Source organism: Pseudomonas sp. MD330_10 (genome assembly GCF_042610415.1).
Lineage (GTDB): Bacteria > Pseudomonadota > Gammaproteobacteria > Pseudomonadales > Pseudomonadaceae > Aquipseudomonas > Aquipseudomonas rhodesiae.
The window spans coordinates 72770-95068 of sequence record NZ_JBHGZU010000009.1 but is presented as its reverse complement, the minus strand read 5'-3'; the positions used below and the strand labels follow the sequence as shown (position 1 = coordinate 95068).

Genomic DNA, 22299 nt, shown 5'->3' with positions numbered 1-22299 from the left:
TGCTTTCAAATTTGGCCGATTGTCTATGCTGTCCCTCACACACTGAGTGTCGAGGGACCTATGGACGAGCACAAACCGCCGACCTTCTGGCAAATGCTGCACAGCGTGGTGGCCGCCGCTTTTGGCGTACAAAGCGGCAAGAACCGCGCCCGTGACTTCACCCACGGCAAGCCCAGCCACTTTGTGGTCCTGGGCATCCTGTTCACGGTGGTATTTGCGTTGACCCTGTTCGGTATCGTCAAGCTGGTGCTGCACCTGGCCGGTGTTTAACGCAGCAGCCACTGCAGGCTGAACGGGTAACGGTAGGACGCCGGTTTGCCCTGGGCGGACAGCGCACGGAAATCCACCGCAGGCACAGGCCGCAGCAAGCGTTGCGCCTGCTGCGCGTCGATCAACTGGAACAGCGCTTTCTGGCGCTCAAGCCCGCCGTGGGCGCGTATGTCGATGCCGTTGGCATCGTCATGGATCAGCACCATCGCCCATCCACCCAGGGTGAAATGCCCGGCCACCAGCGTGCTCAGTCGCCCGTCCAGGCGCGCCCGAAGGATTTGCGGTGAGCTATTGACAGCGCTGAACAGCACATCCTTGCCTGGTGTTCGTCCGCTGTTCTGAAGGGCGCGCATGGCGCCCAACGCCATCTCGTCGTTAGCCGACCACACCAAGGCCGTGCGCGGATAACGCTTGAACAACTGCGTAGCTTGCTCAAAGGCACGTTCGCGGCTCCACTCGCCGTAGACCAACTGACGCAGACGTACTTCGGGATGCTCGGCCAGCGCACGGTGCAAGCCTTGCTCGCGCAACTGTGCGGCCGGGGTGTGCTGGGCGCCGGAGAAGGCCAGCAGATCGAGGGTATGTCCCGGCGCGACGGGGCCGTGCTGGCGCAGCAAGTCGATGAGCATCAAGTAGCCGGCGGTATCGTCTTCGGCTACCAGGGTGCCGATCTCATCGACATCGGTCTGAGCCTCCAGCCATTGTGCTTGACTGGCGGTCAGCGCGTTATTCACCAGCAGCAGCTTGACCCCACTGCCCTGGGCCATACGCATGATCTGCGGGGCGACGTACTGCTCGTTGACCAGCACTAGATAATCCGGGCGCTTGTCGCCTTGCAGTGCCTCACGGGCCTGCACGAGGGTGTTCTGGATTTCGCGCTCGGCATAACGCACGCGCAACTCCAGGCCCAGATCCTTGGCGGCGGCCTGCATGAATTGCGCGTAATCTACCCAGAAGGTTTCCGTAGACTTGCCAGGGTTGAGGAACACCACGGACGTGGCTTGAGCCATCGCCGCATACGTCGAACCCAGCAAGCACGCACACGCCAGCAAAACCTTCAACATGGTGATTTGAGCCTTGAAAATAAGCCGCCTAGGATAAAGGCGATGCGACCGACAATCGAGGCTCAATCAACAGGGTTTATTGGTGGCTGACCCAGAATACCGCAGTGCCCACCACCAGGATGATCAGGAACAGAATGGCCCAGGCATCCACGGTGCTGTCGGGTTTACGGGCTTTTGTAGGATTGCTCATCGCATCGCCTCTTGTCGGTTTTATAGGTGATTGCACTAAGACTCGACGACAGTAAAGTCGATGATTGCCCGCATGACAAATATGGATATCGTGATAACCCGTCTCATTAGTCATTTTGGTTATGTGCATATACTCAAACATCACTTTTGCGCATAAACGCAAACTGGTATCGTGCGCCGGCTCCGTTGGGAGTGCGCGGCCGTGCGCGCAGATTTGCCGAGAACAGGACCTATATGTACGTATACGACGAATACGATCAGCGCATCATCGAGGACCGCGTCAAGCAGTTCCGTGATCAGACCCGACGCTATCTGGCAGGTGAACTGAGCGAAGAAGAGTTCCGCCCTCTGCGCCTGCAAAATGGCCTTTATGTTCAGCGCTTTGCGCCGATGCTCCGCGTGGCCGTGCCTTACGGCCAACTGACCTCGCGCCAGACCCGCATGATGGCCAAGATTGCCCGCGACTACGACAAAGGCTACGCCCACATCAGTACCCGCCAGAACGTTCAGTTCAACTGGCCGGCCCTGGAAGATGTGCCGGACATCCTGGCGGAACTGGCCACCGTGCAAATGCACGCGATTCAGACCAGCGGTAACTGCCTGCGCAACGTCACTACTGACCAGTTCGCCGGGGTAGCCGCCGATGAGCTGATCGACCCGCGCCCCTGGTGTGAAATCATTCGCCAGTGGACCACCTTCCACCCCGAATTCGCCTACCTGCCGCGCAAGTTCAAGATCGCCGTCAATGGCTCGACCTCGGACCGTGCCGCCATCGAAGTTCACGATATCGGCCTGGAGCCGGTGTACAACGCCGCTGGCGAGCTGGGTTTCCGCGTACTGGTGGGTGGCGGACTGGGCCGTACCCCGGTCGTCGGCGCGTTTATCAACGAGTTCCTGCCGTGGCGGGACCTGTTGAGCTACCTGGACGCCATCCTGCGCGTCTACAACCGCTACGGCCGTCGCGACAACAAGTACAAGGCCCGGATCAAGATCCTGGTCAAGGCGCTGACCCCTGAGGTGTTCGCCCAAAAGGTCGACGCCGAGATGGAACACCTGCGCGGCGGCCAGACCACCTTGACCGACGCCGAAGTGCACCGCGTCGCCAAACATTTCGTCGACCCCGAGTACAAGGCCCTGAGCGATCAGGACGCCGAACTCGCCGCCCTCGACCAGCAGCATCCTGGCTTCGCCCGCTGGCGTACCCGCAACACCCTGGCCCACAAGAAGCCAGGCTATGTGGCCGTGACCCTGTCGCTCAAGCCAACCGGCGTGGCCCCAGGCGACATCACTGACAAACAGCTGGACGCCGTTGCCGACCTGGCCGAGCGCTACAGCTTCGGCCAACTGCGCACCTCCCACGAGCAGAACATCATCCTGGCGGACGTTGAGCAGAGCCAATTGTTCACCCTGTGGGGCGAGCTACGCGAGAGCGGTTTCGCCACGCCGAACATCGGCCTGCTGACTGACATCATCTGCTGCCCGGGCGGGGATTTCTGCTCCCTGGCCAACGCCAAGTCGATCCCAATCGCCGAATCGATCCAGCGCCGTTTCGACGACCTGGACTACCTGTTCGACATCGGTGAGCTTGACCTGAACATCTCCGGCTGTATGAACGCCTGTGGTCACCACCACGTCGGCCATATCGGCATCCTGGGCGTGGACAAGAAAGGCGAAGAATTCTACCAAGTGTCCCTGGGTGGCAGCGCCAGCCGCGATGCGAGCCTGGGCAAGATCCTCGGCCCGTCCTTCGCCCAGGAAGCCATGCCTGACGTGATCGGCAAACTGATCGACGTATACATCGAACAGCGCACCGAAGATGAGCGTTTCATCGACACCTATCAGCGTATCGGCATCGACCTGTTCAAGGAGCGCGTCTATGCAGCGAATCATTAAGAACAACGAAGTCGTCGACGAAACCTGGCACCTGCTGCCCAAGGACGCGAGCTTCGACGGCATTTCCAACTGCGACGACCTGATCGTGCCATTGGCGCTGTGGCGCGAACACGGCCACGCCCTCAAGGCTCGCGACGGCGGCCTGGGCGTGTGGCTGGACGCCGATGAAGAAGCCGAAGAGATCGGCGCGGACGTGCAACACTTCCAGGTCATAGCCCTGAATTTCCCGGCCTTCACCGATGGCCGCAACTACTCCAACGCCCGCCTGCTGCGTGACCGCTACGGTTACAAGGGCGAACTGCGAGCGATTGGCGATGTACTGCGCGATCAGCTGTTCTACCTGCACCGTTGCGGCTTCGATGCCTTCGCCTTGCGCGCCGACAAAGACCCGTACGAAGCGCTGGAAAGCCTCAAGGACTTCTCGGTGACCTACCAGGCCGCCACTGACGAGCCGCTGCCGCTGTTCCGTCGCCGCTGAGTTGGCGCACATGAAAAAGCCCTGGCATGCCAGGGCTTTTTTATCGGTTGAGGTTGATCGACGCCAGCACCTGCTTCTGCCCCATCGAACACGGCACGCCTTCCGGCTGCGCCCGTACCGCTTCGATCACCCCCAACAACTGCGTCTTGCTGTGGGCCAAATGGGCCTGCATCTCTTCGATCTGTTGCACCTTGCGTTCCAGCGCCTGGATCAACTCCTCGCGCTTGTGTTCCCCCGGCGCCGGCATCAGCGCCTTGAGCTCCTGCAAGGTAAACCCGGCCTGTTGCGCGCTCTGAATCAACTGCAAGGTCTGTAAGGCTTCCGGTGCATAGCGCCGATAGCCGTTGGCCTGACGCCCGACTTGGCTGATCAGTCCTTCGGCTTCGTAAAAACGAATGCGCGACGCGGCTAATCCACTCTGTTTTGCCAGTTCTCCGATATTCATTGCGATGCCTGCTTGACATTAAAGTTAACTTTAAGCTTAGCCTGAGGCCTCCCCCGCTCAGGAGTCAACCCATGTCACCGTTTGAACCCTTGCACCTGCCCAACGGCCAAATCATCGCCAACCGCATCGCCAAAGCCGCGATGGAAGAAAACATGGCCGATCTCAACCAAGCACCCTCCCGTGCGCTCAAGCAACTGTACAAAGCCTGGGCGGACGGCGAGCCGGGCCTGTTGCTGACCGGCAACGTGATGATTGATCGCCGCGCCATGACCGGCCCTGGCGGCGTCGCGCTGGAAAACGAAGAACACCTGGACAGCTTCCGCGAGTGGGCCGATGTGGCACGGGCCAAGGGCGTGCATTTCTGGGTTCAACTCAGCCACCCGGGCCGCCAGACCATGGCCAACCTCGGCCAGCAAGCCCGGGCGCCGTCGGCCATCGCGATGGACTTGGGCAGTTTCTCGAAGATGTTCGCCACCCCTCGTGCCATGACCGAGGAGGATATCCAGGATGTGATCCAGCGCTTCGCCACCAGCGCGCGCCTGGCTGAGAAAGCCGGGTTCAGCGGCGTGCAGATCCACGGCGCACACGGTTACCTGATCAGCCAATTTCTCTCGCCTCTGAGCAACCACCGCACCGACCGCTGGGGTGGCTCCCTGGAAAACCGCGCACGCCTGCTGCTGGAAGTGATCCACGCCGTGCGCGCCAGTGTCAGCCCGTCGTTCTGCGTGGCAGTCAAGCTCAACTCGGCGGACTTCCAGCGTGGCGGCTTCGATGCAGCGGATGCGCGCGCCGTGGTGGAGATGCTCAACCCCTTGCCCATCGACTTGCTCGAATTGTCCGGCGGCAGCTATGAAGCGCCGGCCATGCAGGGTGAAGCGCGGGATGGGCGTACCCTGGCGCGCGAAGCGTACTTCCTGGAATTTGCCAAGGAACTGGCAAGCATCGCCACCATGCCGTTGATGGTGACCGGCGGCATTCGTCGCCTGCCCATCGTGCAGCAAGTGCTGGACAGCGGCATCGCCATGGCGGGCATCGCCACCGCGCTGACCCTGGAGCCGCAGCTGCTCAAGCACTGGCGCGAAGGCCGCGACCCCAACCCGCAACTCAAACCGATCCAGTGGCAGCGCAAGCCGCTTGCCGCCCTCGCCACCCTGGCCGTGGTACGCGACCAGATGCGCCGCCTGAGCCGCGGCCACCAGCCCAAGCCCAAGGTTGCACCGTGCCTGGCGCTGGTGCGTGATCAGTGGTTTATCGCTCGGCGCACTCGGCAGTACCGCGCAAGCATGACGCAATCTTCACATTAAAGGCGGAGCATTCGCCGTGATCGAACTGTCCCCTATTGATCAGCAGCTTTTAACCTCACTGACGATTGGAGTTCTTCATGGCGAAAATCAACCTGGCCCAGCAATTGGCGACCACCCTGGAACAGGCGGGCATCAAGCGCATCTGGGGTTTGACCGGTGACAGCCTCAATGGGCTGACCGACGCCTTGCGCAGCATGGACAGCATTGAGTGGATGCACGTACGTCACGAAGAAGTGGCCGCGTTCGCTGCGGGCGCCGAAGCGGCCGCCACCGGGGAGCTGACCGTATGCGCCGGCAGTTGCGGGCCGGGCAACCTGCATTTGATTAACGGTCTGTTCGACTGCCATCGCAACCACGTACCGGTGCTGGCGATTGCCGCGCAGATCCCATCGTCCGAGATCGGCCTGAATTACTTCCAGGAAACCCATCCCCAAGAGCTGTTCAAGGAATGCAGCCACTTTATCGAGCTGGTCAGCAACCCTGAGCAGATGCCCCAGGTGCTGCATCGCGCCATGCGTTCGGCGATTCTCAATCGCGGCGTGGCGGTGGTGGTGATTCCGGGGGATGTGTCGCTGCTGGAAGTCGAGGACAAGCTCAAACCCTGGCCCGCCCTGCACGCGCCGCGCACCTTGCCGGCGGAGCAGGACCTGCAACGCCTGGTCGAGATCCTGCAAAGCAGCCAGAAAGTCACCCTGCTGTGCGGCAGTGGCTGCGCCGGCGCCCATGACCAAGTCGTCGCCCTGGCCGACACCCTCGGTGCGCCGGTGGTGCATGCGTTGCGGGGCAAGGAGCATGTGGAGTGGGACAACCCGTTCGACGTGGGCATGACCGGCCTGATCGGCTTCAGCTCCGGCTACCACGCCATGCTCGACTGCGACACGCTGATCATGCTCGGCACCGACTTCCCCTATCGCCAGTTCTACCCCACTGACGCTACGATCATCCAGATCGACCGCGACCCCCAGGCCCTCGGCCGACGCGCCACCCTGGACTTGGGCATCGCCGCCGACGTCAGCGAGACCCTGGACGCCCTGCTGCCGCACCTGACCCGCAAAACCGACCGCAGCTTTCTCGACACGTCGTTGAAGCACTATGCAAAAGCCCGCCAGGGTCTGGACGATCTGGCGCAGCCGTCCAAAGCCAATCGGCCGATTCATCCGCAGTACGTCGCACGCCTGCTCAGCGAACTGGCGGACGACGATGCCATCTTCACCGCTGACGTCGGTTCGCCCACCGTGTGGGCCGCGCGTTACCTGAAGATGAACGGCAAGCGCCGCCTGATCGGCTCGTTCAACCACGGCTCAATGGCCAATGCCATGCCCCAGGCCATCGGCGCACAGGCAGCGTTCCCTGGACGCCAAGTGATCTCAATGTCCGGCGACGGTGGCTTTGCCATGTTGATGGGGGATTTCATTTCACTGGCGCAATTGAAGCTGCCGGTCAAAGTCATCGTGTTCGATAACGCGTCGCTGGGGTTTGTCGCCATGGAGATGAAGGCCGCCGGTTACCTGGAGGCCGGCACCGATCTCAAAAACCCGGACTTTGCCGCCATGTCCAATGCCATGGGCATTCTCGGTATTCGCGTGGAGCAATCCGAAGACCTGGAGCCGGCGTTGCGCCGTGCCCTGGCCCATGATGGCCCGGTGCTGGTGGATGTGGTCACCGCGACCCAGGAACTGGTGATGCCGCCCAGCATCAAGCTGGAACAGGCCAAAGGGTTCAGCCTGTACATGCTCAAGGCGGTGATGAGCGGGCGTGGCGATGAGGTGATCGAGTTGGCGCGCACCAACTGGCTACGATAAGCCGTATCTGTAGGGGCGTGTGGGAGCAATCCCCCACACCCCTCAGGCGCGTAATTCAGCCCCGCTGTTTTTCTACCCACTGGCCGTAGGCATCGATAAACGCCTGCAAGAATGGCTTGGTCTTTTCCGACACCTTGCCGCTGTCGTCAAACACGCTGCCCGCGCCGCCCAGGTAGGCTTCCGGCTGCTGCATGCACCACACATCCAGGAACACCAACGACTGGCGCAAATGGTGGTTGGCGCCAAACCCGCCAATCGCCCCCGGCGACACACTGATAATCGCCCCTGGCTTGCCGCTCCAGGCGCTTTTACCGTAAGGGCGCGAACCCACGTCAATCGCGTTCTTCAACGGCGCCGGCACTGAGCGGTTGTATTCGGGGGTCACGAACAGCACCGCGTCGGATGAACTCACCTGCTGACGGAAAGTGCTGTAGGCTGCCGGCGGTGAAGCACCATCGATGTCCTCGTTGTAGAGCGGCAGATCGCCGATTTCCACGATGTTCAACTTCAGATTGGCAGGGGCCAGTTCGGCCAACGCCAACGCGACTTTGCGGTTGATGGAGTCTTTTCTCAAGCTGCCAACCAGGACGGCAATCGTGTAGACCTTGCTCATTGAGGTTTCCCGACGTCTGACTAAAGGAGCTTGTAGTTATAGAGTCTTCGCCGCGCGTTCACCAGCAGGTTTTGCAGTGTTTCTAGAGGTTTGTATGGCGCCACGCAGCGTAGGAAGCTTCTGATAAAGCCTACGAATAGTATTTTTTTCTTATAGGTAAACTACCCCGCTCGCTGACGGTCTACACAAACGTAAATCGAGTGTTTATCTCCAGAGGTTCTAAACAGATGGCAGCAGTACTTGTCGGACAGTTCCATGCCAGAGATGCAGAAGGACGCGTGTATTCGGTGCATGAGTTCCAGGAATCCAACCCGGCCCAAGGCGACCTGGCTGGCTCGGCGCCTACCACCACCTACAAGCTGGCCATTGGCGATCGTGTAGAAAAACTGGAAGGCGACGAATTCAAACTGATTCAATCGGGGACGATTCTGGTCCGCGAGTCGCAAACCACCCTCGCTTCTTAAGATCGCGCCGTTTCTGCCTGCTCAGTCCTGGCCATTGATGGCATTGACTGGGCTGGGCGATCACGGTCGGCGGATCTCCGTCACTTCGGCATCAGCCTCACCCTCGACCTGTTTGAGCGTGACCATCAATTGCCCTCGCTCCCCTTCGACCGCATACAGTGATCGCGTGTAACCCGGCGCGCCATAAGCCGGATACGCCTGCACCTGACGCACCAGGGCAATGCCCAGCACCGCCCCCACCTGCTCGCTCACCTGCTCCTGGGAACGGATAAAGGTTTCCAGCGCCAGACTCTCCGGCAAGGGTTCGTCGTGATTACTCAAGAGATAAGCAGCCGTGCACCCCACGGTCAGAAGCACCAGGAGTTGCTTGGCCGTTACCCCAAAAAAGCGCGAGGGGATTGGCATGTGAGACCCGACCTGTTTTTGTTGTAAGTGCCGTTGGCGGCTTTGGTCATCGATGTTCGGACGCGCCATTCTAGTGGGGTCATGGCCGAAAGCCATAGGTGTGAGCGACCCGCGCAGTCTTTTTTGCGCATCGAGGCCCGCGCCATTGAAACCCCACGGCGCTGCACATAGACTCCGGCGATGCGTTTACGTCATATCGAAGTGATTCAGGCCATTTTGCAGACCGGACACCTCGGCACGGCCGCCGAGTGGTTGCAACTCCCCGTGGGCGATGTGGACGCAACGCTCAAGGATGCCGAGCATCAACTGGGCTTCATGTTGTTTGCCAGCGTGCGCGGGCGCCTACAGGCCACGCGCGAAACCCTGGAGTTGCAAGCCGACATCGCCTTGCTCTACGAAGCCCTGGAGCCGGTGCAACGCCTGGCCAGCCGCCTCAAACTCCATCACGCACCCACCCTGCGCGCCCTGTGCACTCCGCCCCTGGCCAATCAACTACTGCCGCAAAGCATTGCCGCATTGCGCCGGCGTTTTCAGGACACGCCGTGCAATCTGTCCAGCCAGCCGACGCGGGAGATCGTCAAAAGCCTGTTGCTGCGCGAGGCCGAAGTCGGCCTGAGCCTGCACGACCCCGAGCACCCGCAGATCCAATGCAATGTGCTGGCCCAAGGCAAGCTGCAACTGCTCGCGCCCCATGGCTGGCTCAAGCCCAAGCAGAAGTACATCGCCCTGCAGGAACTGGCCGGCCAGTCAATGATTGGCCTTGAAGGGCAAGACCCGCTCAGTCGTCTGCTGGACGCCAAGCTGCAAGCCCTGCGCCCGTTGCCCGTGGTGCAGACGCGGGTCCAGACCTATCAGATGATGCGCAGCATGGTAGAGGCGGGTGAAGGCTTGGCGATCGTCGACCCCTTCACCGCATACGGCGCTCGGGAGGCCGGACTGGATGCCTGCCCGGTGTCGCCGCCGATCATGGTCAGTCTGTATGCGCTGACGCTCAAGGACGCCACGCCCTCCCCGGCCTTGAATGCGTTGCTGGAGATCGTCACGCACAAGGCGCAAGCCCTTCTGGGCTGACTAAGCCTTGTCGACTTCGCTTTTGAACAGCCGATACCAGAAAATCGCCACTTCGCGGGTCTGCGGGTCGATGCCGCGATAGCGCAGGTGGTCGATCCCGCCCATCACATAGCCGCAGCGCTCATACAGGCGGCACGCGCCGAGGTTGTTGTTCTGGGTTTCCAGCACCATGCCCGGCAGGCTTTTCTTGCGGCTCCAGAACTGCGCCACATCCAGGAGCGCCTTGGCCACCCCGTGCCGGCGTGCTTGCAGCGCCACCGCCAGCTCGTCGACATGGGCAAAGCCGTTCCAATTGGTGCTGACGACGATGTGCCCCACCGGCTCGTCATCCAGGTAGGCCATAAAGATGGCGCTGTCGGGGGCGTTGCGGAAACTGGCGAACTCCTCCGGGTCGATGCCATAGCACTTGCGGTACGGCAGGATACGCTCCACCGGCCATTGATCGACCCGCTTACCCATCTGCGGCACGCCATAGCCACTGACTTCGAAGCTGAAATCATTGCCCCAGACATAAGCGTCAAAGCCTGCATCGGCGACCCGCACACTGAGCCCTGGATACTTCGGGTTCGTTACAGCTTGCATAGACATCCTTAACCTTTGATGCAATCGACGGTGTAACAACGACCACTGCCGCCGTCTTCGTGTTGTAACCCGTGAACATCCGCGACAAACCCAGGGAAACTGCTATCGAACGTGCGGGCAAATGCCAGGTAGTCGATGATCGACCGGGTGGACTCGGTAAAGCGTTCGCCCGGCATGATCAATGGGATGCCCGGCGGGTACGGCACCAGCATCACCGCTGCGACGCGCCCTGGCAAGGCATCGATGGAAACGGCCTCGACTTCGCCCCGGACCAACTGGTCGTAGGCGTCGGCTGGTTTCATGGCGATCTCCGGCAACACCGTGTACATGCGCTTGAGATGCTTGGCCGTGGCGTTGCTGCGGTAGCAACTGTGCAATTGGTTGCAGAGGTCGCGCAACCCCAGCCCCTGATAACGCACCGGCCCCTGGGCAAATACCGAGGGCAGGCAACTGGCCAGGCTGACATTGGCGTCGTAGTTGCGTTTGAACTCCAGCAACTCGGTGAGCAAGGTACTCCATTTGCCTTTGGTGATGCCCATGGAAAACAGCACGAGGAAGGAATACAGCCCGGTCTTTTCCACTACCAGCCCACGCTCCCAGAGGAATTTGCTGACCACTGCGGCGGGAATCCCGCAATCGCTCAACGCACCGCCGGCCGTGAGACCGGGCATGACCAAGGTGACTTTGATCGGATCGAGCAATACGTAGTCTTCGGCCACGTCGCCGAAGCCATGCCAGTCATCTTCGGGATGCAACAGCCAATCCGCCGTGGCAACACGGTCGATGCCGGCCACCGAGGGCGGTTGCCAGATGGAAAACCACCAATCCTCGGCCGGCAGATGCTGACGCAGATTGGCCAGGGCGCGGCGAAAACTCAGGGCCTCATCGAACATCTCCTGCAACAGCGAGCGGCCGGCCGGGCCTTCCATCATGGCCGAGGCGACATCCAGCGAGGCGATGATGCTGTATTGCGGTGAGGTGGAGATATGCATCATGAACGCTTCGTTGAACCGATCGCGGTCCAACTGGCGCGCGCCGCCGTCCTGCACATGGATCATCGACGCCTGGCTGAAGGCCGCCAGCAGCTTGTGGGTGGAATGGGTGGTGAACACCAGCGGGCTGTCTACGGTGCGCGAGGTGCCCATGCCGTAACGTCCGGCGAAGAACTCGTGAAACGCCGCATAGGCGTACCAGGCTTCATCGAAATGCAGCACCTCGACGCTGCTGCCCAGTTGCTGCTTGATCAGTTCGGCGTTGTAACACAGGCCGTCGTAAGTGGAATTGGTCACCACCGCCAACTTCACCTTGGGTGGCCGACCTCGGGTCAAGGGGCTGGCATCGATCTTGGCGCGGATCGACTCGGGGCTGAACTCGCTGAGCGGGATGGGGCCGATGATCCCCAGCTCATTGCGCTCCGGGCACAGGTACAGGGGAATGGCGCCGGTCATGATGATCGAATGCAGTACCGATTTATGGCAATTGCGATCCACCAGCACCAGATCATCGCGACCGACCATGGAATGCCAGACGATCTTGTTGGCGGTGGAGGTGCCGTTGATCACGAAAAAGGTATGGTCGGCGCCGAAATTGCGCGCGGCACGGGCCTCGGCATCGGCCAGAGGGCCGGTGTGGTCCAGTAACGACCCGAGTTCGGGCACCGAGACCGACAAGTCCGAGCGCAGGGTGTTTTCCCCGAAAAATTGATGGAACGCCTGCCCCACCGGGCTTTTGCGATAGGCCACGCCGCCGCCATGGCCGGGGGTGTGCCAGGAATAATTGGAGTCGGCGGTGTGCTGCACCAGCGCCTTGAAAAACGGCGGCAACAAGCCATCCAGGTAGGTGCGCGCCGCACGGGCCACTTGCCGGGCCAGGAACGGCACGGTGTCTTCGAACAGATAGAGAATGCCACGCAATTGGTTGAGTTCGCTCATGGCATCGGCCGGGGCGTTCTCCAGAGTGACCTGCTCACCCAAGGCGAAGATCGGCAAGTTCGGCGCACGCAACCTGGCCAGACGGATCAGCTCCACCATGTTTTGCAGCAGATGGGTGTTTTCACCGGCACCTTCGGCGGCGATCAGCATGCACGCCAGCCCGTGATGGGTAGACGCCACCAGCCGACCTTCGGCGTAGTCCACGGCGGAGAAGATACTGAAGCCCTCTTGTTCCAACTCCTGGGCAATCCCCCTTACCCGGTCACCGGCAACGGTGTCGGCCTTGATGTCGCGGTGCACGATAAGGACGGGGAATTTCAGGTCTTTGTACATGAGAGCTTGTAGTCCTGAGGGCTATGCACTCAAGGGTAGAAGCTGGGAGCGGATGTGGCGAATGAAGATTTTGACGGCCAGCGATGGAAGGGAGCGAGGCCCCCTTGCGCATTACTGTTGGGTCAGTTGGGTCCACAACGCCGGCGCCCCGGCCGACTTGGCAATGGCTTCCAGGCGTGCCGCGTGCTCTGCCAGGTCCTGCTCGCTGGCGCGAATGATAGTGGTGGGCTTGCGGTCGGCTGGCAGGCGGCGAATCTCCGAAGGGCGGTTGCCTGAACCTTCGGCCGAGCCGGCGCCATCGGACGCGTTACCGGCAAGGGACAGGCTGGTCTGCCCGCCGGTCATGGTCAGGTAAACGTCGGCGAGGATTTCCGAGTCGAGCAAGGCGCCGTGGAGTTCACGGCCGGAGTTGTCGACGCCATAGCGTTTGCACAGGGCATCCAGGCTGTTGCGCTGCCCCGGATGCCGTTCACGGGCCATCATCAGGGTGTCGAGGATCGAACAGTGCTGGGAGATGTCAGCGCGGTCGGTCTGCCCCATCAGGGCGAACTCGTTATTGATGAAGCCTACGTCGAACGCCGCGTTATGGATGATCAACTGGGCGCCGTTGATGAATTCGAAAAATTCATCGGCCACCTCGGCAAAACGCGGTTTGCCTTTGAGGAATTCGTCGGTGATGCCGTGAACGGCAATCGCGCCTTCGTCGCTGTCGCGATCCGGTTGCAGGTAGACGTGAAAATGACGACCGGTAAGGCGGCGCCCCATCAGTTCGACGCAGCCGATTTCAATGATCCGGTGGCCGTCGGTCACCGGCATGCCGGTGGTTTCGGTATCGAGTACAACAGATCGAATGGCCATCAGGGTTCAGCTCTCAACGGTGTGGGGTGGTTCAAAGCGCGCGATATTAACATGTCGACCGGCATCAGCCCTGCTTGTAGCCACGCACTTCATCGACACCCCGGTTGGCCAGTTGGTCGGCGCGTTCGTTACCGGGATGGCCGATGTGCCCGCGCACCCATTTCCAGGTGATGTCATGGCGATTGCATTGCTCATCGAGCAATTGCCACAAGTCGGCATTTTTTACCGGCTCCTTAGCGGCGGTTTTCCAACCGCGCTTCTTCCAGTTGACCATCCACTCGTTGATGCCCTTCATCACGTACTGCGAGTCGGTCACCAGCAACACGTTGCAGCGACGCTTGAGTTCTTCGAGGCCGCGAATGGCGCCCATCAGTTCCATGCGGTTGTTGGTGGTGTTGGCTTCGCCGCCCCACAATTCCTTCTCGACACCCTTGCAAACCAGTAAGGCGCCCCAGCCGCCTGGGCCGGGATTGCCTTTGCAGGCGCCATCGGTGAAGAGTTCTACGCTATCGGTCATCGGTTGCTCGGTCTGAAATCAAAAGAAGTTTTACGATTGGCTTTGCTTGCGGTTGACCTTGGCCATCGGCATTGGCACCAGCTTGCCTAGGGGTTCGCGTCGCGCCTGGCGTACCGGTCGCAACCCGACCGCGATCTTGCGCGCCACCAATAAATAGAAGCCGCCGCCCGACAACTGCCAGGCACCCGCCCTGCGCTCCCAGCCCGCCAGGCGAGCCTGCCACTTGGCCGAGGCAAGCGGCGGACGATAGCACCCGAAGCGGCGTTTCTCCAGCGCGAAGCCCAGCAGGTTGAGCCAGTCCCCCACCCGCGAGGGGGAGATGCAGCGCGCCTGGCGCAGGGCATCGTGAGCGAACACATGGCGCAGGCCCCAACTGCTCCAGGGGTTGATGCCGACAATCAGCAGATGCCCGCCAGGGCGGACGCTGCTCGCCGCTTCGCGCAGCAAGCCATGGGGTGACAGGCAGAAATCCAGGCCATGCTGCAACACCACCACATCGGCGGCGTGCTCGCTCAACGGCCAGGCTTGTTCCTCGCAGACAATTTCCACGCCCGGCAATGGCGCGCCAAGACGCACATTGCGCTGCACCTGCGGCGCGGCGGGCGGTGTTTGGGCCGAGGGGCCGTAATGCACCAGATAACCACCGAAAAACCGGCCCAACTCGTCTTCGAGCATGCGCCGCTCTTCATCCAGCAAAAATTGCCCGACCGGTCCGGACAACCATTCACGGGCCGCGCTGATCAGAGCCAGCCACTCAGGATCGGCCTGGGCGAACGCTTTATCAGTCATTGCATTCTCCAACTTGCCTAGACGTTCTAAGATGCACCAATGTGTTCAGCTTGGCGAATCGAAGAATGATACAGATCAGTGCCCTGCCCGCCTTCACCGATAACTACATCTGGTTGTTACAAGACCCCGGCACCCAGCGCTGCGCGGTGGTCGACCCCGGCGATGCCGCGCCGGTACTGGCTTGGTTGCAGCAGCATCCAGGTTGGTCCCTCACCGATATCCTCATCACTCACCACCACCACGACCATGTCGGCGGTGTCGAGCGTTTGAAGAGTGCAACAGAGGCCACCGTCTACGGCCCGGCCGATGAAAACATCCCGGCGCGGGATGTGGCTTTGCGCGACAACGACCGCGTCAGCATGCTCGGCTGGGATTTCGACGTCTACGCCGTACCCGGCCATACCCTCGGCCATATCGCCTACTACCATGAGGGCGTGCTGTTCTGTGGCGATACCCTGTTTGCCGCCGGTTGCGGGCGTCTGTTCGAAGGCACCCCCGAGCAAATGCACGCCTCGCTGCAACGCCTGGCCGCCTTGCCCGACGACACGCAGGTGTATTGCACTCATGAGTACACCCAAAGCAACCTCAAGTTTGCCGCGGCGGTGGAGCCGGACAACACCGATATTGCCGAACGAGTGGAGCATGTGCGCCAGCTACGGTCTCGCAATGAAATGACGCTGCCGTCCAATCTGGCCCTGGAAAAGCGTACCAACCCCTTTTTGCGCACCGCTGAAACATCCGTTAAACAAAAAGCGGACGAACGGAACGGACGCGACAACCGCTCTGGGGCCGAGGTGTTTGCCAGCTTGAGGGCATGGAAAGATAAGTTCTAAGTCGATGCAATCTGATACGCAATTTCTGAATGGTTGACCGGAACCTAAGTGCTTTCTAGAATCGCCCGACATTTTTGCCCGGAACTTACTTCCAGCCAATGTCGTCATCTATTCGTAAATCCAACCATTCAGACGCATTGACCCGCCTGGCTCAAGCTGTGGCGGTGGCCGTGTCCGCCACACTGGCGGGCTGCCAATCGACGAATTTCGCCGCACAATCCACCGTGCAACCCAAACCCAATCTTGCCGCCAAAATCAAACAGAAACCTATCTGGCTCTCCGAGAAGCCCAGCCCTGAAGTACCCCAGGACGTCTGGGAGCGCATGCGCCGAGGCTTCCAATTGCAGGAGGGTGTAGGCGTCAACCCGCGCATCGAGCAACAGCGTCTGTGGTTCGCGAGCAACCCTTCCTTTCTCGAAAACGCCGGTGAGCGCGGCAGCCTCTACATTCATTACATTGTCGAACGTCTTGAAGAACGCAACATGCCCCTGGAGCTGGCACTGCTGCCAGTGATCGAAAGTGCCTACAACCCAATGGCCTATTCGCGCAGTGACGCGGTCGGCCTGTGGCAGTTCATCCCCTCCACCGGGCGCTACTTCAACCTGCGCCAAACCCGCGCCTACGACGGCCGTCGCGACATCACCGCCTCCACCACCGCCGCCTTGGACTACCTGACCCGTCTGCACGACATGTTCAACGGCGATTGGCTGCTGGCCCTTGCCGCGTATAACGCCGGCGAAGGCACCGTCAGCCGCGCCATCGAACGCAACGAAAAGCTCGGCCTGCCAACCGATTACTGGAACCTGCCGCTGCCCCAGGAAACCAAGGACTACGTGCCCAAGTTCCTGGCGCTGTCCCAAGTGGTGCTGGCGCCCGAAGCCTACGGCGTCAACCTGAACCCGATTGCCAACACGCCGTACTTCGAAGTGGTGGAAGTCAAGCAAAGCATGGACCTGTCCCGGGTCGCCGCGCTGGCTGAAATCGACGAAGACGAGCTGTTCCAGCTCAACCCGGCGTTGAAACAACGAACCACCCTGGACGGGCCGCAGCATTTGCTGGTGCCCAGTTCCAAGGCGCAACTGCTCACCAGCACCCTGTCGACGATGAAGCCTGAAGAATTGCTGGCGATGCGTCCGAAAAAACAGGTATTCGACGAAGTCGAGACCGCGCGGGTGGCCGGCCGCACCCGCACCTATAAAGTGCGCAGTGGCGATAACCTGACGCTGATCGCCAAAGCCAATAAAGTCGATGTGCACGACCTGCAGCGCTGGAACCAGCTCAACGGCCAGGCCCTAAAAGTCGGCCAGACCCTGGTGATGCAGGACACCCGCAAGGTGGTGGCCAAGGCCGACAGCAAGAAACCGGTGCAGTACAAGGTCAAGAAAGGTGATTCGCTGTACATCGTCGCCAAGCGCTTCAACGTCGAGATGCAGCATCTCAAGCGCTGGAACCCGCGCACCGGCCAGGCACTGAAGCCAGGGCAAATGCTGGTGGTGTCTGGGCCGCGCTAACGCCTGAAGAACGCCGCAGAAACCATGTGGGAGGGGGCTTGCCCCCGATATTGGTGTGTCAGCCAGTGAATCTGGTGACTGGCACACTGTCATCGGGGGCAAGCCCCCTCCCACATTGCTCTCCAGTGTTTGCGACTGCCTTTTTCCAACCGGAACAAGCTGTTACTGTACCGACCATAAAGCCCAAGCCGCCTGGATCGGATCTCTGACTTGAAGCGTCCCCTCCTTCTACTAATAAGTCTGGCCTTGAGCTTCGCTGCGAACGCGACGATTACCGAAAGCCACGGTTATGCGCAGTTCGGCACGCTCAAGTACCCGGCCAAATTCACCCACTTCGACTGGGTAAACCCTGCGGCGCCTAAAGGCGGCACTTTGCGGGTGATGGGGTTTGGCACCTTCGATACTCTCAACCCCTATACTTTCAAGGGCTCAAGCCCGGTTTCCACGCCCAACTTCTCGCAATACGGCATCAATGAGCTGAACGAGCCGCTGATGGTCGGCACTGGCGAATATGCGCCGTCCGGCGATGAACCCACATCCAGCTACGGCCTGATTGCGCAGTCGGTGGAATACAGCGAGGACCGCAGTTGGGTGGTGTTCAATCTGCGTCCGCAAGCGCGCTTCCATGACGGCAAGCCGATCACCGCCGACGATGTGGCGTTTTCCTATCGCACCCTGCTGACCGAAGGCCACCCGCAATACCGCACCAATCTGCAGGAAGTGGCGCGGGTGGATGTGCTCAACCCCCATCGAATCCGCTTTGTGTTCAAGCGCGCCGGTAATCCATTGCTGATCCTGCGCCTGGGGGAGTTACCGGTGCTGCCCCAGCACTATTGGAAAAATCGCGATTTCAAGGCCACCACCTTCGAGCCGCCGCTGGGCAGTGGCCCGTACCGTATCAGCAAGGTCACGCCGGGCCGGCAACTGGTGTTCGAACGGGTCAAGGACTACTGGGGCAAGGATCTGCCGGTCAACCGGGGGTTCTACAACTACGACAAGGTCGACGTAGAGTTCTACCGCGACAGCGACGTGGCCTTCGAAGCCTTCAAGGCCGGCGAGTTCGACATTTATATCGAACACCAGGCCAAAAACTGGGCCAATGGATACAACTTCCCGGCAGTCAACCGTGGTGAGGTGATCAAGGCACAGATTGCCCACCAGATCCCGACCCAGAGCCAAGGCCTGTTCATGAACACGCGGCGCCCGACCTTCAGCCAGATCAAAGTGCGCGAAGCCCTGGGCCTGATGTTCGACTTCGAGTGGACCAACCGCACGCTGTTCAGCAACGCCTATAAACGCACCTTGAGTTACTACCCTAACAGCGAGTTCGCCGCGACCGGCCTGCCGGTCGGGCATGAATGGCTGATGCTGTCGCCCTATCGCGATCAACTGCCGCCTAACCTGTTCACCCAAGCCTTCAGCCTGCCCCAAACCGACGGACGCGGTATCCCGCGCGAGACCTTGCGCCATGCCCTGGCCCTGCTCGGTGAAGCTGGGTGGACATTGTCGGGGCAGCGTCTGCTGAACAAGGACGGGCAGCCGCTGCGCTTCGAGATCCTGCTGGTCAACCCGAACCTGGAGCGGATTCTGCAGCCCTACGTCGAGAACCTGATCAGCATCGGCGTCGATGCGCGCCTGCGTACCGTCGACCGTGCGCAATACAAGCAACGCCTGGATCAGTTTGACTTCGACATGATCCTGATCACCCTCAACCAGACCCTCAGCCCGGGCCTGGAGCAATGGCAGTACTTCCACTCCAGCCAAGCCGCGATCAAGGGCAGCAAGAACTACGCGGGCATCGCCAACCCGGTGGTCGACCATCTGCTGGAACAGCTGCTGGCGGCCCAAACCCGCGAAGAACAACTGGCCGCGGGGCGCGCCCTGGACCGGGTGCTGCTGTGGCAGCACTACAGCATTCCCAACTGGTACCTCAACTATCATCGCCTGGCCTACCGCAACCGGTTCGCCTTTGTCACCACGCCGCCCTATAGCCTGGGTCTGAGCGCGTGGTGGCTGAAAGCTTCGGAGAAAGCCCAATGATGTATTTGCGTACTGCACTCGTCAGCCTGTTGCTGTGCACCGCGGCCCACGCCGCGCCACAACATGCGTTGACGCTGTATAACGAACCGCCGAAATACCCCGCCGATTTCAAACACTTCGATTACGTGAATCCGGATGCGCCCAAGGGCGGCACTTTCCGCGAATCGAGCATGGGCGGCTTCGACAGCCTCAACCCGTACATCAGCAAGGGCGTGCCCGCCGACAATATCAGCCTGATCTACGACACCCTGGCCATGCAAAGCCTGGACGAACCGATCACCGAGTACGGCCTGGTGGCCGGCAAGATCGAAAAAGCCCCGGACAACAGCTGGGTACGCTTCTACCTGCGCCCCGAAGCGCGCTTCCATGATGGCCACCCTATCCGTGCCGAAGACGTGGTGTTTACCTTCCAGACCCTGATCAAGGACGGCGCACCGATCTACCGCACCTACTACGCCGATGTCGACGACGTGGTGGCCGAAGACCCGCTGCGGGTGCTGTTCAAGTTCAAACGGACCAATAACCGCGAATTACCGCTGATCCTCGGCCAACTGCCGGTATTGCCCAAGCACTGGTGGGCAACTCGCGACTTTTCCCGGGGCAACCTGGAAATACCCCTGGGCAGCGGACCGTACAAGGTCGCCGAGGTCAAGGCCGGACGCATGATTCGCTACGAGCGGGTCAAGGACTATTGGGCCAAGGACCTGCCGGTGGCCAAGGGCTTTTACAACTTCGATTACCGTGTCACCGACTATTACCGCGACAACACGGTGGCACTGGAAGCGCTGAAGGCCGGGCAGTTCGACTATTGGCAAGAGATGAGTGCCAAGAACTGGGCCAACGCTTACAACATTCCGGCGGTCACCCAGGGCCGGCTGATCAAGGAAGAGATCCCCAACGGCAACCCAACCGGCATGCAGGGCTTTGTGTTCAATACGCGCAGACCGATGTTCCAAGATGTGCGGGTGCGCAAGGCCATCAGCCTGCTGCTGGATTTTGAATGGAGCAACAAACAGCTGTTCAACGGCGCCTACACCCGCACCCGTAGTTATTTTGAAAACTCGGAAATGGCCGCCACCGGCCTGCCGGGCCCGGATGAACTGGCCATCCTTGAGCCGTTGCGGGACAAAATTCCTCCCGAAGTCTTTACCCAGGCCTTCGAACCGGCCAAGACCGACGGCAGCGGCATGATCCGCGCACAGCAACGCGAGGCCTATCAGCTATTGCAAGAGGCCGGTTGGCGCATCGTCGACGACAAGATGGTCGACGCCCAAGGCAAACCGGTGACCATTGAGTTCCTGCTGGCCCAGACCGAGTTCGAGCGCGTGCTGTTGCCATTCAAACGCAACCTGGCGGACCTCGGTATCGACCTGGTGATTCGTCGCGTCGATGTGTCGCAATACATCAACCGCCTGCGCTCGCGAGACTTCGACATGTTGGTGGGCAGCTTCCCGCAATCGACCTCGCCGGGGAACGAACAACGCGAGTTCTGGAAGTCATCCAGCGCGGACAAGCCTGGCAGCCGTAACTACATGGGCCTCAAGGACCCGGCCATCGACCAACTGGTGGAAGCGTTGATCGACGCCGATTCGCGCAAAAGCCTGGTGGCCCAGGCCAAGGCCCTGGATCGGGTGCTGCAGTTCGGTTACTACGTGATCCCCAACTGGCACATCAAAACCTTCCGCGTGGCGTACTGGGACCACCTCGGCCATCCAAAAACACCGCCGCGCTACGACGTCGGCACCGCCACCTGGTGGGCCAAACCCGAGGTCAAACCGGTAACCCCCGAGAACACCACCCCCAGTGCCGACTCGGCAAGCGGAGGCGATTGAATGCTGGCCTATATTGTTCGCCGCCTGTTGCTGATTATCCCGACGCTGTTCGGAATTCTGCTGATCAACTTCGTCATCATCCAGGCGGCTCCCGGTGGCCCGGTGGAGCAGATGATCGCCAAGCTCGAAGGCTTTGAAGGCGCCACCAGCCGGATTGCCGGCGGCGGTGCCGAAGTCTCCGTGGCCGGCTCCAGCTACCGCGGCGCCCAGGGCCTGGACCCGGCGCTGGTCAAGGAAATCGAGAAGATGTACGGCTTCGACAAATCGGCGCCGGAACGCTTGTGGATCATGGTCAAGAACTACGCGCGCCTGGATTTCGGCGACAGCTTTTTCCGCGACGCCAAGGTCATCGACCTGATCAAGGAAAAACTGCCGGTGTCCATCTCCCTCGGTTTATGGAGCACGCTGATCATGTACCTGGTGTCGATCCCGCTGGGGATCGCCAAAGCCACGCGGCACGGCAGCCATTTCGATGTGTGGACCAGCTCGGCGATCATCGTCGGCTACGCGATCCCGGCGTTTCTGTTTGCGATCCTGCTGATCGTGGTGTTCGCCGGCGGCAGCTATTTCGACTGGTTCCCGTTGCGCGGGCTGACGTCCAACAACTTCGACGAGCTGAGCTGGGGCGGCAAGATCCTCGATTATTTCTGGCACCTGGCGTTGCCGATCACGGCGCTGGTGATCGGCAACTTCGCCACCATGACCCTGCTCACCAAAAACAGCTTCCTCGATGAGATCAACAAGCAGTATGTGATCACCGCCAAAGCCAAGGGGCTGACCAATCACCGCGTGCTCTACGGCCACGTATTCCGCAACGCGATGCTGCTGGTGATCGCTGGGTTCCCCTCGGCGTTTATCGGGATTTTCTTCACCGGCTCGTTGCTGGTGGAAGTGATTTTCTCCCTCGATGGCCTGGGCCTGATGAGCTTCGAAGCCGCCATCAACCGCGATTATCCGGTGGTGTTCGGCACGCTGTTTATCTTCACCCTGCTGGGGTTGATCGTGAAGCTGATCGGCGACCTCACCTATACCCTGGTCGATCCGCGTATCGACTTTGCCAGCCGGGAGCATTGAG

Annotated in this window: 21 protein-coding genes; 12 read left to right on the top strand and 9 right to left on the bottom strand. The window is 60.7% G+C overall.

The window, feature by feature from the left end:
* Positions 1 to 60: 60 nt before the first annotated feature.
* Positions 61 to 270 (top strand): DUF2970 domain-containing protein, encoded by a 210-nt coding sequence (locus ACFZPT_RS16225; RefSeq protein ID WP_034097042.1) that lies wholly within the window; start codon positions 61 to 63, stop codon positions 268 to 270.
* Here ACFZPT_RS16225 and ACFZPT_RS16220 read toward each other — a convergent pair.
* Entirely contained in the window at positions 267 to 1334 is a 1068-nt protein-coding gene (locus ACFZPT_RS16220; protein ID WP_034113173.1) for an ABC transporter substrate-binding protein, read from the bottom strand. The two genes, ACFZPT_RS16225 and ACFZPT_RS16220, sit on opposite strands and share 4 nt — an antisense overlap.
* A gap of 423 nt (positions 1335 to 1757) precedes the next feature.
* On the opposite strand from ACFZPT_RS16220, the gene ACFZPT_RS16215 reads away from it, so the two are divergent.
* Both ACFZPT_RS16215 and ACFZPT_RS16210 read left to right on the top strand, forming a co-directional pair.
* Entirely contained in the window at positions 1758 to 3416 is a 1659-nt protein-coding gene (locus ACFZPT_RS16215) for a nitrite/sulfite reductase (RefSeq protein ID WP_034113171.1), read from the top strand.
* Entirely contained in the window at positions 3400 to 3894 is a 495-nt protein-coding gene (locus ACFZPT_RS16210) for a DUF934 domain-containing protein (protein ID WP_034097039.1), read from the top strand. The genes ACFZPT_RS16215 and ACFZPT_RS16210 overlap by 17 nt, the downstream gene beginning before the upstream one ends.
* 40 nt (positions 3895 to 3934) lie before the next feature.
* Here ACFZPT_RS16210 and ACFZPT_RS16205 read toward each other — a convergent pair whose 3' ends face one another.
* The gene (locus ACFZPT_RS16205) at positions 3935 to 4339 is read right to left on the bottom strand and encodes a MerR family transcriptional regulator (protein WP_034113169.1); all 405 of its coding nucleotides are present in this window, start codon (positions 4337 to 4339) and stop codon (positions 3935 to 3937) included.
* Between the two features lie 71 nt (positions 4340 to 4410).
* Between ACFZPT_RS16205 and ACFZPT_RS16200 the strand changes: the two genes are divergently transcribed.
* Both ACFZPT_RS16200 and poxB read left to right on the top strand, forming a co-directional pair.
* Positions 4411 to 5643 carry an NADH:flavin oxidoreductase/NADH oxidase family protein gene (locus tag ACFZPT_RS16200; protein WP_034113167.1) on the top strand — a complete coding sequence of 411 codons (1233 nt, stop codon included), beginning with the start codon at positions 4411 to 4413 and terminating at the stop codon, positions 5641 to 5643.
* A 77-nt stretch (positions 5644 to 5720) separates the two neighbouring features.
* On the top strand, positions 5721 to 7445 hold the full coding sequence (poxB, locus tag ACFZPT_RS16195) for a ubiquinone-dependent pyruvate dehydrogenase (protein WP_034113166.1): 1725 nt from the start codon (positions 5721 to 5723) through the stop codon (positions 7443 to 7445).
* A 55-nt stretch (positions 7446 to 7500) separates the two neighbouring features.
* Here the strand turns inward: poxB and ACFZPT_RS16190 are convergent, their stop codons facing one another.
* The gene (locus tag ACFZPT_RS16190) at positions 7501 to 8058 is read right to left on the bottom strand and encodes an NADPH-dependent FMN reductase (RefSeq protein WP_034097035.1); all 558 of its coding nucleotides are present in this window, start codon (positions 8056 to 8058) and stop codon (positions 7501 to 7503) included.
* 227 nt (positions 8059 to 8285) lie between these two features.
* Here ACFZPT_RS16190 and ACFZPT_RS16185 point away from each other — a divergent pair, with 227 nt between their 5' ends.
* On the top strand, positions 8286 to 8522 hold the full coding sequence (locus ACFZPT_RS16185) for a hypothetical protein (RefSeq protein ID WP_016979714.1): 237 nt from the start codon (positions 8286 to 8288) through the stop codon (positions 8520 to 8522).
* A gap of 60 nt (positions 8523 to 8582) precedes the next feature.
* On the opposite strand, the gene ACFZPT_RS16180 is transcribed toward ACFZPT_RS16185, so the two are convergent.
* On the bottom strand, positions 8583 to 8927 hold the full coding sequence (locus ACFZPT_RS16180) for a hypothetical protein (RefSeq protein ID WP_034097361.1): 345 nt from the start codon (positions 8925 to 8927) through the stop codon (positions 8583 to 8585).
* Positions 8928 to 9107: 180 nt separating this feature from the next.
* Here ACFZPT_RS16180 and ACFZPT_RS16175 point away from each other — a divergent pair, with 180 nt between their 5' ends.
* Positions 9108 to 9998 carry a LysR substrate-binding domain-containing protein gene (locus tag ACFZPT_RS16175; RefSeq protein WP_034113162.1) on the top strand — a complete coding sequence of 297 codons (891 nt, stop codon included), beginning with the start codon at positions 9108 to 9110 and terminating at the stop codon, positions 9996 to 9998.
* Here ACFZPT_RS16175 and ACFZPT_RS16170 read toward each other — a convergent pair whose 3' ends face one another.
* The 5 genes from ACFZPT_RS16170 to ACFZPT_RS16150 form a co-directional block, all read right to left on the bottom strand.
* Positions 9999 to 10580 carry a GNAT family N-acetyltransferase gene (locus tag ACFZPT_RS16170; RefSeq protein ID WP_034113161.1) on the bottom strand — a complete coding sequence of 194 codons (582 nt, stop codon included), beginning with the start codon at positions 10578 to 10580 and terminating at the stop codon, positions 9999 to 10001.
* A gap of 8 nt (positions 10581 to 10588) precedes the next feature.
* The gene (locus ACFZPT_RS16165; RefSeq protein ID WP_034097032.1) at positions 10589 to 12844 is read right to left on the bottom strand and encodes an arginine/lysine/ornithine decarboxylase; all 2256 of its coding nucleotides are present in this window, start codon (positions 12842 to 12844) and stop codon (positions 10589 to 10591) included.
* 111 nt (positions 12845 to 12955) lie between these two features.
* Positions 12956 to 13696, bottom strand: coding sequence for a DNA polymerase III subunit epsilon (dnaQ, locus tag ACFZPT_RS16160; RefSeq protein ID WP_167389906.1), 741 nt, complete (start codon positions 13694 to 13696; stop codon positions 12956 to 12958).
* A 70-nt stretch (positions 13697 to 13766) separates the two neighbouring features.
* On the bottom strand, positions 13767 to 14219 hold the full coding sequence (rnhA, locus tag ACFZPT_RS16155; protein WP_034097030.1) for a ribonuclease HI: 453 nt from the start codon (positions 14217 to 14219) through the stop codon (positions 13767 to 13769).
* Between the two features lie 30 nt (positions 14220 to 14249).
* Positions 14250 to 15008 (bottom strand): methyltransferase domain-containing protein, encoded by a 759-nt coding sequence (locus ACFZPT_RS16150; RefSeq protein ID WP_034097029.1) that lies wholly within the window; start codon positions 15006 to 15008, stop codon positions 14250 to 14252.
* Between the two features lie 65 nt (positions 15009 to 15073).
* Between ACFZPT_RS16150 and gloB the strand changes: the two genes are divergently transcribed.
* The 5 genes from gloB to ACFZPT_RS16125 all read left to right on the top strand — a co-directional run bounded on the left by gloB (position 15074) and on the right by ACFZPT_RS16125 (position 22298).
* A complete protein-coding gene (gene gloB / locus ACFZPT_RS16145; RefSeq protein ID WP_034113157.1) occupies positions 15074 to 15841 on the top strand; it encodes a hydroxyacylglutathione hydrolase in 768 nt (255 codons plus the stop codon).
* A gap of 98 nt (positions 15842 to 15939) precedes the next feature.
* Entirely contained in the window at positions 15940 to 17352 is a 1413-nt protein-coding gene (locus ACFZPT_RS16140; RefSeq protein WP_034097027.1) for a lytic transglycosylase domain-containing protein, read from the top strand.
* A gap of 210 nt (positions 17353 to 17562) precedes the next feature.
* Complete coding sequence (locus ACFZPT_RS16135; protein ID WP_034097026.1) at positions 17563 to 19392, top strand: extracellular solute-binding protein; 1830 nt, start codon at positions 17563 to 17565, stop codon at positions 19390 to 19392.
* Positions 19389 to 21224, top strand: a complete 1836-nt coding sequence (locus ACFZPT_RS16130) for an extracellular solute-binding protein (protein WP_379555464.1) — start codon at positions 19389 to 19391, stop codon at positions 21222 to 21224. Before ACFZPT_RS16135 ends, ACFZPT_RS16130 begins: the two co-directional genes overlap by 4 nt.
* On the top strand, positions 21225 to 22298 hold the full coding sequence (locus tag ACFZPT_RS16125; RefSeq protein ID WP_034097024.1) for a microcin C ABC transporter permease YejB: 1074 nt from the start codon (positions 21225 to 21227) through the stop codon (positions 22296 to 22298). It begins immediately after the preceding gene.
* Position 22299 lies beyond the last annotated feature (1 nt).